8 protein-coding genes and 3 pseudogenes are annotated in these 13,171 nt (G+C 42.4%); all 11 read right to left on the bottom strand.

Features of this window, described 5'->3' with window-relative positions; translation table 11 throughout:
• Positions 1 to 311: 311 nt before the first annotated feature.
• The 11 genes and pseudogenes from MFLO_RS09235 to MFLO_RS09190 all read right to left on the bottom strand — a co-directional run bounded on the left by MFLO_RS09235 (position 312) and on the right by MFLO_RS09190 (position 13,071).
• Positions 312 to 1,973, bottom strand: coding sequence for a peptide ABC transporter substrate-binding protein (locus tag MFLO_RS09235; protein WP_036097663.1), 1,662 nt, complete (start codon positions 1,971 to 1,973; stop codon positions 312 to 314).
• 170 nt (positions 1,974 to 2,143) lie between these two features.
• Positions 2,144 to 2,707, bottom strand: coding sequence for a GNAT family N-acetyltransferase (locus MFLO_RS09230; protein WP_036097662.1), 564 nt, complete (start codon positions 2,705 to 2,707; stop codon positions 2,144 to 2,146).
• A gap of 67 nt (positions 2,708 to 2,774) precedes the next feature.
• Positions 2,775 to 4,292 (bottom strand): cardiolipin synthase, encoded by a 1,518-nt coding sequence (cls, locus tag MFLO_RS09225; RefSeq protein WP_036097660.1) that lies wholly within the window; start codon positions 4,290 to 4,292, stop codon positions 2,775 to 2,777.
• A gap of 653 nt (positions 4,293 to 4,945) precedes the next feature.
• Complete coding sequence (locus MFLO_RS17245) at positions 4,946 to 5,602, bottom strand: PTS fructose transporter subunit IIC (RefSeq protein WP_420912529.1); 657 nt, start codon at positions 5,600 to 5,602, stop codon at positions 4,946 to 4,948.
• Positions 5,586 to 6,842 (bottom strand): fructose PTS transporter subunit IIA, encoded by a 1,257-nt coding sequence (locus MFLO_RS09220; protein ID WP_420912528.1) that lies wholly within the window; start codon positions 6,840 to 6,842, stop codon positions 5,586 to 5,588. Before MFLO_RS09220 ends, MFLO_RS17245 begins: the two co-directional genes overlap by 17 nt.
• Positions 6,839 to 7,761: pseudogene (pfkB, locus tag MFLO_RS09215) on the bottom strand (1-phosphofructokinase). The gene MFLO_RS09220 and the pseudogene pfkB overlap by 4 nt, the downstream one beginning before the upstream one ends.
• On the bottom strand, positions 7,758 to 8,513 hold the full coding sequence (locus tag MFLO_RS09210) for a DeoR/GlpR family DNA-binding transcription regulator (RefSeq protein WP_036097659.1): 756 nt from the start codon (positions 8,511 to 8,513) through the stop codon (positions 7,758 to 7,760). The pseudogene pfkB and the gene MFLO_RS09210 overlap by 4 nt, the downstream one beginning before the upstream one ends.
• A gap of 701 nt (positions 8,514 to 9,214) precedes the next feature.
• Positions 9,215 to 9,741 (bottom strand): annotated as a pseudogene (locus MFLO_RS09205) (HdeD family acid-resistance protein).
• 187 nt (positions 9,742 to 9,928) lie between these two features.
• Positions 9,929 to 10,135 (bottom strand): heavy-metal-associated domain-containing protein, encoded by a 207-nt coding sequence (locus MFLO_RS09200; protein ID WP_036097658.1) that lies wholly within the window; start codon positions 10,133 to 10,135, stop codon positions 9,929 to 9,931.
• A gap of 170 nt (positions 10,136 to 10,305) precedes the next feature.
• Positions 10,306 to 12,582 (bottom strand): annotated as a pseudogene (locus MFLO_RS09195) (HAD-IC family P-type ATPase); the annotation flags it as partial.
• 51 nt (positions 12,583 to 12,633) lie between these two features.
• Positions 12,634 to 13,071: a CopY/TcrY family copper transport repressor gene (locus MFLO_RS09190; protein ID WP_036097657.1), complete on the bottom strand. Its 438-nt coding sequence runs from the start codon at positions 13,069 to 13,071 to the stop codon at positions 12,634 to 12,636.
• Positions 13,072 to 13,171: the final 100 nt, after the last annotated feature.

The raw sequence follows: 13,171 nt of genomic DNA, 5'->3' as shown, positions 1-13,171 counted from the left end.
AATCCTATTCCAATTAACAGTATAAGCCCAAGTACTACTAACCCTGTTTTTTTCATCCCGTCACCCACATTCAAATTGATCTGTCATTAAATTTAAATATAGCATAACCGTTTCAACCTGTCTGTGAACTTTATGTGAATTTTTCTGTCAATTACACACCAATAAACCTTGCTTTAGTAACAATAATTCACAGAACTAAATAGCAGCATGATCATACCTTTTTATAGCAATCCCAACAAAAAAAAGAAACCAAGCGAACCGACTCACGCCGCGTCCCACTTGGTTTCCATTTTTATTCTAAACCTAATTCATTACTTTAATTCCATCCACTTGTAACTGAATGGAGCACCAAACAAATGATGCACAATTCCTGTAAGTTCTGGCTTTTGCAGTACTGCCGTTCCGTATTGATAAAGCGGTGCAACCCCTGCATCTTCCATCAGCACTTTCTCAGCTTCGATCATTTTTTGCCAACGTTCCTCAGGCTTTGTCACAAGCGTTGTCGAAGCTTCGTTTAAAAGCTTGTCATACTCCTTATTCGAGTAATTCGCCCGGTTATAACTATCATCTGTAATTTGCGTCGCTAGGAAGGTGATCGGGTCTTGATAATCTGGACCCCAGCGCACTAATTGCAACGTATATTCTTCATTCTCATCAAGCTTCAACCGCGATTTATAAGGAACCGTCTTAATCTTAATCGTCAGCCCCTCAAGATTCGTTTGCAACGCATTTTGAAGGAACTCACTCGATTTCTTATTAAAATCTTGATCATCCGCCAAAAGCTCTACCGTAATCTTGTCAATCCCAAGCTCTTTTTTAGCTTTCTCCCAGTATTTCTTCGCTTCGGTCAAATCCGTTTTATTCAAATCGCCGCTTTCTTTGCGGAAATCTTCTTTCGTTTCCGGATTAAACGTAAACTTCGCCGGCACATACCCCTCAGCAGCCGCAGAACCATTCCCTAGCACAGTTTCGACAAGCTGTTCTTTATCGATCGACTGGGAAAATGCTTTCCGAGCGTTCGCGTTTGCGAATAAAGTTTCTTTGCCATTTTGCTTTTGATTGAACTTCAAATAATAAACAAAAGCGTCAAGTTCTGTTTTATAATCATCATCATTTTTCTTCTGTTTCGCATAATCGCCTGTCAGTGTCGCCCGGTCAAGCTTACCTGTATCAAACAAGTTTACCGCCGCACCAGGTTCTTTTACAACTTGAACATTAATTTGATCGACCTTCGTATTTTCCTTATTCCAATACTTGTCATTCTTTTCAAATTTCCAAGTCTTGCTTGTATTCGTCCAGTCTTTCATCACAAATGCCCCATTATAAATCATGTGCTCGCTGTCTTTCGCGTAACTCTCACCTTGTTTTTCTACATACTCTTGATTTTGCGGGTAGAATGTCGGGAATGTCAGAAGTGATAAGAAATAAGGAACCGGCTGTTCAAGTGTCACTTCAAGCGTCGTGTCATCTACAGCCTTTACGCCAAGTTCGCTCGGATCTTTCTTTCCATCCACAATATCTCCAGCATTCTTCATCACACCTACAAAAATACCAGCATATTCAGCAGCCGTTTTCGGATCAACAATCGTTTGCCACGCATAAACGAAATCTTTCGCCGTAACTGCACTTCCGTCGCTCCATTTCGCATCATCACGCAGCTTTATCGTGTAAACCGTTTGGTCATCGCTTACTTCCGGTTCACTTGCCGCAACGCCTGGTGTTACTTGATCTTTTTCATCTAAATAATACAGCCCTTCAAAAACTTGATTTTGCGCTGTAAAACTAACTCCATCTGTCCCTTTCTTAGAATCCATCGAAGGAATTTCAGCAGATTCCATTAAATTGACCACTTTTTTACTATCGCTCGAAGTTTTATCTTTTGAGCCAGAGTCGCTTTTTCCTCCGCCGCACGCAGCCAGTACAAGACCGACTACCATAATCATCGCGAGCAACCAAAATCCTCTTTTTTTCATGCCAAACTCCCCCTTTTTCTTTCAAACCAGAAAAATCTTAATTCACTTAAATATTCTGTGTATTTTATATATTAGCATATTTCTCTTAAGCAGAAAAGACAATTTTTTTTATTTTAGTAAATTCACAAGAAAAAAAGAAACGCCGAGCCTAAGCTCTGAGCGTTTCTTACTTAAATATTTTTTTGCATGTGATCGTAGAGATGACCGCTAAGCGTCACTTCTGATGTCGCACGAAAACCGAGCCGTTCATAAAGCTGCTTCGCTTTCAAATTCGCCTTATCGCAGCTGAGACCGATAACCGCTTCCCCTTCACGTTTTGCAATGTCTGGCAGCGCATTTAACAACGCCGTTCCAATGCCTTTACCGCGGAAGCGTTCGTCCGTCACGATCGAGTCGAGATACCATTCACCCGGAAAAGTTTCCGTTTCAGTAAACACTGGGTCAAGAAAGATTAGCCCATTCTGCTCTGCAATGCCGCGCCAAGCCTTGTCAATTGAACCTTCTTTTTCACCTGGATACCCCGCAACAACACCAGCAATCACACCTTCGCTTTCATACACATGGAGATGATTGTAGCCATAACGATAATCACGCACCGTAATTGCATCCCGAAGCGCCTTCAAAATGGTCTCTTCATTTTCCGCTTCCACAATGGGCAGTTCCATATCTTTCCAAATTGTGAATAACAGCGGCGCAACCTGCGCCGCATCCTCTGGTTTTGCCTGTCGAATCATTTTTTCAATCCTCCAAAACTAATTAACGTTAGGTCAAATATATCATATTTCCTTAAATTTGTCGAACCTATAAAATAGGCGAAAGCAAGCTCGAGAGGTTTTCTTTGATTTTCGTCCAACGTGATTTACGCTTCATATCTTCCATCGTATACAAATGACTTTCCGAGAAATCCAGCTCAAAATCTTGTTCCATCTTGATGATCGCTTCATCTCGGTCATATAAGAAGACCATCAATTCGTGGTTTAGGCGGAAACTGCGCACATCGAAGTTAGCTGTTCCAACGGCCGCCCGCTCCCCGTCAACAAGCAAGAGCTTAGCGTGAACAAATGAATCATCGCGATACGCATAGACTTTTGCGCCAGCTTCAAGCATCGTTTCGATATTGCCGTTACTACCGTGAAAAGAAATGCCGCGGTCTCCCTTTCCAGGAAGAATAATTCGCACATCAATTCCGCTCATCGCAACACGCCGAATGACCGCAAGCGACTCCTCATCTGGGACAAAATACGGCGACGTCAGCCAAACAGATTTTTTAGCCGAATCCATCAAATCGAGCATCGAATCACGCACCCATTTTTCCCGATCATACGGTCCTCCGTAAATCACTTGCGCCCAGTTATCCCCCTTCACTTCCGGTGAGAAGTAGCGTTTCATCCCGGCTTCGCTTACAAACGGCTTTGCCGATTCGGCCTTGTTTTCCATGTAAACCCAGTCCACAAGAAACGATTCCTGCAGCTCAACGACAGCCGGTCCTTCCACCTTAATATGCGTATCCCGCCAAACAACGAAATCTTTTGTGTTGCTGCGATATTCTTCACCGATATTCAGTCCGCCGGTATAGCCGACTCCCCCGTCGACAACGACAATCTTACGGTGATTTCGTAAATTGGCTGTTCGCGCTACCCAAAGTGAACGAATCGGATCAAATGCATGAATTTGAATGCCCGCATTTCGCATCGGTTCCAAAAAGTGCTCTGAAAGTTTGGCAGAGCCCCAGTCATCATACATGAAACGAATTTCAACGCCTGCTTTTGCACGCTCGATCAATATTTCGCGAATTTCTTGTCCGATTTCATCCGATTTATAAATATAGTATTGAATGTGGATGTGATCTTTTGCAGCACGAAGTGATTCCAACAGCGCAGGAAAAGTTTCTTCCCCGTTTGTCAGCAAAGTCAGCTTATTTCCATCCACCGGTTGAATCTTCGTGAGATGCTCAATCCGCTTTGAAAGACTTGGCGGGTGATTGCCTTCTGCATTTGGAACCATTCCGTGAATTTTATCCGTAATCCGCTTCATTTCTACGGTTTGATTGTGATGGAAAACACGGTTTTGTGGATTTCGTCCGAAAAACAAGTAAATAATAACGCCGAAAATCGGTAAAACAAAGATTGCGGCTATCCAAGCCACCTTTGAAGACGTCACTCGTCTATCGAAGAAAATCAGCCGAATGACAATCACAATTCCTGCTATTTCGACTACAAGTCCAGCACTGTATAGAATTACAGATGACCATTGCTGAAGCACATAGCCAAGTAATGCTACTACTAAAATAATAATAATTAATTGAAATCTTTTTTTCATCCTCTTTACCCCTCTTTAAATCTGTCCGTTCTATTGTATGTAAATTTTGCTTAAGATTCAATTTAAAACCTCGATTTTTTATCCAAAAATCAATTTACCAGATGGAATCTTTAAAACATCACGTACCTGTGCCCCACCAACAAGCTGAGAATCAAAAAATCAGAACCATGAATTGAGTATCTCTCCTTTCGCGAGTATTGAAGCAGCAGGTGATGGATCCGAAAGCTGAGCCTTTAGCTTTTTTATATCACTAAGCGCCGTATTTTGCTGACAAACATTTACGCTGCAATCACCCTTAATCGGATTGAAATCAGGTTCAGTAAGGAACTTAATCAGCATTAAACGAAGGCGATAGTAAGAAAAAAAACTGTTCATACTGCTTGGTGCATAAACGATATAGTCTTTTGTGACAACTAGCTGTCATACAAATGCTCTTTCTATCTATCAAAATTGGACTTCCATTTAACAATAAATTCAAGCAGCCAATTTCGAATCTCAATTTTACTTTTGAAAGACGAAATGCCTTAGCAACTTTCTTTTACATTTAGTATCTCTCTGCTCTCCATCTTCCATCCGTGCGCAGGCATTTCAAGTCCTATTTTCAAAATAAAAAAAGCCCATCTGCAATAAACAGATAGACCTTTTTTATCTCTTTAGGCTGCTTGACGCGGCTTCTTCCAGAAACCATAAATCAGTCCGGAAATCACCATTCCAATCAAAATTGCAGCAAGGAACATCACAGGTTTATTCGCTAAGAAGGATACAAAAACCCCACCATGCGGAGCTGGTACATTAACCGCCCAGATTTGCGTAAGCGCTCCGGCAATCGCCGAACCAATCACAGAAGAAGTAATGACACGAAGCGGGTCAGCTGCCGCAAATGGAATCGCACCTTCTGTAATAAACGCGAGCCCAAGCACATAGTTCGTAATTCCCGATTGTTTTTCTTGTTCCGTAAATTTATTTCTAAAGAATGTTGTTGCCAGCGCAATCGCAAGCGGTGGAACCATTCCGCCAGCCATAACAGCAGCCATGAAAGCACCATCGCCAGTCGAAGTGAATACACCAATTGCAAATGTATAGGCTGCCTTATTAAATGGACCGCCCATATCAATCGCCATCATTCCACCAAGCACGAGTCCAAGAATCGCAGCATTCGCTGTTCCAAGTCCCTCCAGTTGAGTCGTTAAGAACGTATTGATGACCTTAAAAATCGGATTGACAATAAAGTACATCAAACCACCCGAAATCAAAAGGCCAAATACCGGATAAAGCAAAATCGGCTTAAGACCGTCAAGCGAGCGCGGCATTCCTTGGAAGATTTTTTTTCAAAAGAACAACCACGTAACCTGCGAGGAAACCGGCGGCAAGACCGCCGAGGAATCCTGCTCCCGAATTTAAAGCCATCAGACCGCCTACCATACCAGGCATAAGTCCCGGACGATCCGCGATGCTACTTGCAATAAACCCAGCAAGAATCGGAATCAAGAATAAGAACGCGCCAGAACTTCCCCCTGAAATTGTCGATAACATTTCAAAGACAGGACTTTTCGGATAGAATTGCTCAATCAAGAAGGAAATCGCCATCAAAATTCCTCCGCCAACTACAAACGGCAGCATGTGTGAAATCCCATTCATCAAATCTTTATAAATCTTACTTCCAACCGAAACCTTTTCTCCATCCGTTTCTTGTTCCGCTTTTTTATCACCATGGTAAATCGGTGCATCTTGCTCGAGTGCTCGATTAATCAATTCTTCGGGTTTGCGAATCCCATCGCTGACTGGTGTTTCAAGTAAATGTTTACCATCAAAGCGCGCCATCTCCACTTTCTTATCTGCTGCAACAATGACACCTTTCGCTCGTTTAATTTCATCCTCTGTCAAACGATGCTTCACGCCTTCTGAACCGTTTGTCTCCACTCGAATAGCGACACCCATTTCTTTTGCCTTAGCTTTAAGTGCATCCTCTGCCATGTAAGTATGTGCTATTCCTGTCGGGCAAGCTGTAACCGCAACAACAAATGGCTCTTCCCCGTTTGACTCTGCTTGATTTGTTGAACTTTCTTGTTCATTTTCACGATTCTCTTGTTCAGAAGCTGCTTGCTCCGCATCAAATAATGCGACGACTTCATCAGGAGTTTGTGCACCTTTCAGACTGTTCACGAAATCAGCATGTACAAGCAAACGTGATAAAGCAGCTAACGTCTCAAGATGCGTTTCATTGGCACCGTCCGTTGCAGCAATCATGAAAAACAAGTGCGCCGGAGCTCCGTCAAGTGATTCATAATCCAGTCCCGCTTCACTTTTCGCAAAAACAACAGTCGGCGTGTTAACCGCTTTCGTTTTTGCGTGCGGCATCGCGATGCCTTCTCCGATACCCGTTGAACTTTGCGCTTCGCGCTTCATAATTTCTTCTTTAAACAAAACAGGATCATTAATCTTGCCATGTGCCGCGAGCGAAGCGATCATTTCATCAATCGCGCCTTCTTTCGTCGTTGCTTTCAGGGATAAAATCATAACGTCTTTACTTAATAAATCCGTGATTTTCATTTTGAATCCTCCAATTTCACAATTTCAACTTGCGGTAAGATTTCTTCAATTAATTGAGCTTCAGCAAGGTCAGTCGAAAATGCCGTTGCTGTTCCAGTTGCGACGCCAAGCTTAAATGCTTCAAGCGCATCGCCAGTTTGATGGAATTTGCCGACAAAACCCGCAATCATCGAGTCTCCTGCCCCAACCGAGTTTTTAACAGTACCTTGGATTGGCTTCGCGAAGTAGATATCTTCACCCGAGAATAAAAGGCTCCGTCGCCAGCCATTGATACGATTACATTTTTAGCGCCTAATTCGAGACACTTTTTGCCATACGGAAGCAGTTCTTCTTTTGTATGGAATTCTACGCCAAAGAGTTCTCCCAGTTCATGATGATTCGGTTTGATCAAAATTGGTTCATCCTTGAGCGCAACGAGCAGCTCCTCACCCGCCGTGTCGATCATAAATTCGGCACCTTTTTTCTTGCAAAAAGCAATAATTTTGCTGTAAAAACTTCGTCCAAGTGCTGGCGGTACACTGCCGGAAAGAATCACAATATCTCCTTGTTTAACCGCATCTAGCTGATCGAAAAAGTTCTGCTGTTCCTTTTCCGTCACATCCGGACCAAGCCCGTTAATTTCCGTTTCTTCACCCGACTTCAATTTAATATTGATTCGTGTGTCATCTGAAACATTTGTAAAGGCCGTTTTTACGCCTTCTTTTTTTAACCAGTCCGCAATAAAGCCACCCGTGAAGCCACCCAAAAAGCCGCTTGCTACCGAATCAATCTTTAATTCATTGAGTACCCGAGAAACATTAATACCCTTTCCTCCGGGAAGTTTATAATCCATTTTCATTCGATTTAACGCGCCGATTGAAAAGTTTTCCACTTCCACAATATAATCAATCGACGGATTTAACGTCACAGTATAAATCATTTTTCTACCTCGATTATCTTCGTTTTTTGGATAAAGGTTTCCTTGTCGATGGTTTCCGGTAAATAATCCGTTAAAATCGTTGCTCGTTCAAGCTCAAACATTTTCGCAAAATTTGCTTCGGAGAATTTGGAATGATCTGCGAGTACAAACGATTCCGCAGCCAAGTGATTCGCTGCCCGTTTCAAGAACGCTTCTTCCGGATCTGGCGTCATATAACCAAATTGCGTATTAATGGCATTCGTTCCGATAAAAGCCTTATCGAAATGATAATTTTGAATATTATCGAGTGCAACTGCACCAACCACAGCTTTCGTACGGCTCTTCATTTTTCCGCCGAGCAAATACGATTCAATTTGCAATTGCACAAGCTTCTCGATGTGCGCTAAACCGTTCGTGACCACAATCACATTTTTATCTTGCAAATAAGGAATCATTTCAATGGTCGTCGAACCAGCGTCTAAGTAAATACATTCATTTTCATTGACCAGATTTGCCGCATATTGCGCAATTCGATACTTACTTTGAATGTTTTTGAAAGATTTTTCATTCATGCTAGGTTCCTGATTATTCGATTTCAATAGGCGTGCACCACCGTGAACCCGCTCTAATAAACCATCTTCTTCAAGTTCAATCAAATCACGTCGAATTGTTGATTCTGAGCAGTTTAACTCCTCTACCAGATCTGTTAATTTAATGACACCTGTGCGTTCTAAAGCCGTTAATATTCGTTCCTTGCGTTCAGCATTTAACATTCTTACTTCCTCCATCCACTTTATAGTTTAGCATAGTATTTCTTCAAATTCAATCATTTTATTTCAATTTCATTCATTTTTATTCATTTATTGATTCTATTCTAGCACAAAACGCTATTTTAAACCGTTTTCAAGTAAAAATCATTCAAAAACAATCAAAGAACTTACATTATTTTTCAGAATCGAACAGGAAATTATTTCCTTTACTTTTAAAGATACGCTACAATAACTTTACCTTATATAAAAATAATTTCAGCCAAGAAGGAGTTTTCTAACATAAAAAAAGAGTTTTCATCTGGATAGCAGCATTCGTCGTTCTTATAGCATTTTGCGCAGGCTATTACCTCTACAACGGCCCAATGCTTGCGAAAAGTGGTTCCAAAGAAATCGCATCGTATATGGCACAGCAGCAAATAAGTAAAACGGAAACTTCGCTAATTCGTTCTGGAGCTAATTTTTAAAAGGGCGGCTATATAGAAGTTTATCGCGTGCAAGATGACCCAGAGACCGAATACGTTTATTCTTACGAATGCCACGGAGAACACCCCTACGGCGTAAACTTATTAGTCATGAAAAATGGAACGGGGCTAGACCCCGATAAAATAAAATATCCACCGCTAAAATAGGCCATAAAAAAAGCCAGCAACAAAGTCACCGATTAAAGTGGTTGTTGCTGGCTTTTATTCAATTACGTTCAGCTCTTATTTAAACTTCCCAACGACAAAGAATGTCGCGATGGCGCCGATTCCTTCGAGAATAAAGAAAAAGCCCATCAAGAAGACAATCCCAACTGCACTGACAACTGGATTAAAGAGTGCGATAAAGCCAAGTAGTATCCCAAGAATACCTAGGACAAGCACATAACCCCAACTCGAAAACCCATCTTGTTTCAGCGAAAACGCGCCGATTGTCCGTGTAATACCTGCGAATAAAACCCACATTGCAAATACGAGCACAAGCGACGCTGCACCTGCAAATTGATTCGACAAAAGCAAGATAGCAAGCAGCGTGGATAAAATTCCGTCAGCTAAAACCCATCCGGATAAGTGGCGGTAATTTTGATCAATAAAATAAGAAATGATGTGAAAAACCCCAGAAATAAGAAGCAAGGCTCCGATCATGAGGTTAAGCGCAAGCAGGGAGCAACGGGATTGAACATCACCCAGAAGCCCAGCACAATCATTGCGAGCCCCGCTAACAATAGTAAAATTCTTGTAAAAGTTTTCATGAAAATCTCTCCTCTAGTTACAGTAAGTTCGTTTACCAATTGTTTAATACCCTTCTTCCCCATCAATTAAAACCTGGTTTTAATATCTGTCACAAAACGTTCACAGAAATTAAATTTTTTCACAAAAAAGGAGTTTAGTTTGGACAAATTAATCTCCAATCTAAACTCCTTTTCTGGCGGATTCTTTTTACAGTATCGCTTCTGCCTTAAACTTGGTTTCGACAAGCGCTTTATTTAACTGCTCAAGCGAAACATCTGCTCCGGATATCTTCGCTTGTTTAGCATCTAAATCCACATCAACTGCTGTAACCCCCTCAATCCCCTCAAATGAAGATTTGACGATGTCTTTGCAGCCGTCACATTTCATACCGCTGATCGCAACTGTTTTTTCCATTTGATCTTCACCTCCTTTAAATACTTGGTTTGAATCTTTTTAACCGTAGCGCATTGAGAAGAACAGACACAGAACTGAAACTCATTGCGGCTCCAGCAATCATCGGATTAAGGAGCGGCCCGCCGAACAGGTATAAAATCCCCATCGCAACGGGTATCCCGAGTACATTATACGCAAATGCCCAAAATAAGTTTTCACGAATATTTTTGATCGTCGATTTGCTAAGTTCAACCGCTGTTGCAACATCCATTAAATCACTTTGCATCAGCACGATATCCGCCGATTCGAGTGCAACGTCCGTTCCCGACCCGATTGCAATCCCGACATCCGCTTGAACAAGTGCAGGAGCATCATTAATTCCGTCACCAACCATAGCCACTTTGCGTCCATCTGCTTGAAGCTTGCTCACTTCGAGCGCTTTATCCTCTGGAAGAACTTCACTGAGAACTCGGGTGATACCGACTTGTTTCGCAATAGCTTCAGCAGTTCGCTTATTATCACCCGTTATCATTGCGATTTCGATACCCATTTGCTGCAATTTTTGAATCGCTTTTTTTACTGCTCGGTTTAATTGTATCAGCCACAGCAATAATGCCAAGTAGTTCGCCTTCTGCCGCAACAAACATTGGCGTTTTCCCTTCACTCGCAAGCATTTCAGCTGTGCTCGCAAATTCGCCAAGCGGAATGCTTCGGTCGTTCATCAGCTTCTCGTTGCCAAGCAAAAAGTGTTTCCCATCAAGCCAGACGTCAATCCCGTAACCAGGAACAGCGCTAAACTCGGATACTGGCACAAGATCCAGTTCAAGTTCTTCAGAACGTAGCAGGATTGCTTCGCCAAGTGGGTGTTCGGAACCTTTTTCGGCCGAGGCCGCTAGGCGGACAAGCTCTGTTTCGGAATACGTTCCGGTTGCTGTCACTACATCTGTCACAACAGGTTTCCCTTCCGTGATTGTCCCTGTTTTATCGAATACGATCGTTTGAATTTTTTGGGTGTTTTCTAACGCATCGCCACTTTTGATTAAAACGCCATTTTCAGCACCTTTTCCCGTTCCAACCATAATCGCAGTCGGTGTAGCCAGTCCGAGTGCGCAAGGACAAGCGATAACGAGTACAGAAATCGAAATGGTGAGTGCAAAAACCCACGATTCCTGTCCCAAAAAGAACCACAATAAGCCAGATAAAACGGCAAGTCCAATGACGATTGGCACAAACACACCTGAGACTTTATCTGCCAGTTTCGCAATTGGCGCTTTGCTGCCCTGCGCATCCTCAACTAGTTGAATAATTTGTGCAAGCGCCGTATCTTTCCCTACTTTGGTTGCTTTAAAAGTAATGTGACCGTTTTTATTGATACTTGCACCGATCACATCCGAACCGGCTTCCTTTTCAACCGGCAGACTTTCACCTGTCAGCATCGACTCATCAATACTTGTTTTTCCTGTTAAAACAACACCATCAACCGGAATTTTTTCTCCCGGCCGCACATCAATCACATCTCCGGCAAGCACTTCATCAATCGCAATCTCAATTTCTTTTCCATCACGCATAACTCGAGCTGTTTTCGGCGCAAGTCCCATCAATGTTTTAATGGCTTCGGATGTTTTGCCTTTTGAGACCGCTTCAAAATACTTGCCGAGCGTAATCAGCGTCAAAATAACCGCTGCTGATTCATAGTAAAGTCCCATCGCAAAGCTATTGTCGCCCGCAAAGATGCGAAACGTACCGTAAAGGCTGTATAAGAAAGCCGCGCTCGTTCCGAGCGCTACAAGCGAATCCATATTCGGGTGTCCTTTAAAAAGTGCCCGATAGCCGACTGTAAAGAATTTCCGTCCCAGATACATCACAGGAAGCGTCAAAATGAATTGAGTTACGGCAAACACAATCGGATGGTGCATAGGATCGAGCAAGCTTGGAAGCGGAAGCCCAATCATATGGCCCATTGCAATGTACAAGAGTGGAATCGTAAATACACCTGAAATCCAGAAACGTCGCCACATTTCCTTAATATGCTGCTGTTTTTTCGCACGATCTTGATCGACCTCAGCTATACCGCCACTTTCTTCCATTGCTTCATAGCCGGCCTCATGAACCGCCGCTTTAATGGTCGGAACGGAAAGCACATCTGGATCAAAAGCCACACTCATCTTCTCGGTGGCCAAGTTAACCGTTGCCGATTCAACGCCATCAAGTTTTCCTACGACTTTTTCTACAGTTTGTGCACAAGATGCACAACTCATCCCTTCAATATCAAAAGTCCGTTTCTGCGATTTCGCGATCGCCTTATAACCGGCATTTTCCACGGCTTTTTCGATATCAGCCACGCTCAAAATCGCATCATCGTAAGTAATATTTAGTTTTTCAGTCGCCAAGTTGACCACTGACTCCCTCACCCCAGAAAGCTTTCCAGCCGTTTTTTCAACCGTTTGGGCGCAAGAAGCACAGGTCATTCCTTCAATATCAAACGTCTTGCTTTTCATCTTCCCCATCTCCTTTAAAAATCAGCTGTCACAATTACACTGCCCTGGTACACAATTACAAGAAACGCTTTCGACCGCCGTTTTTCGTTTTTCCTCAAGTAGCGCCTCAAGCTTGTCGATATCATCAAAACTTAAGGTCCGTTCTTCCATAATCAGCTCAATCAAGTTCCCAGTCTTCTTATTACAAACTTTTGTGAGCAGATGTTCCGCTGCTTGCTTGATGCTGATATTCTCTTCGACAAGGGGTGTGTATATATACTTGTTACCGACTTTACTAGTTTGGAGCATTCCTTTTTCAACTAATCGTGCCAGTAAAGTCTTTACAGTGGAAGGCTTCCATTCCGTTTTATGATCCAAGATTTCTATAATTTCACTGCTCGTTGTTTCACGTTTTGTCCAAACAATCCGCATGATTTCCCATTCAGAATCAGTAATTTTATCAATCATCGCCGTATCCATCGCTATTTCCTCCTTCATTTATTTCGGATTCATCTTACTTTCACGTCTACAAGTGTAAACTCTGATTACACTCCAAAGTTTACACTTGTAGACGTTTTTT

The organism is Listeria floridensis FSL S10-1187, from assembly GCF_000525875.1.
GTDB lineage: Bacteria > Bacillota > Bacilli > Lactobacillales > Listeriaceae > Listeria > Listeria floridensis.
Note: the sequence above shows the minus strand (reverse complement) of the source record. Positions and strands in the feature narration are given on the sequence as shown.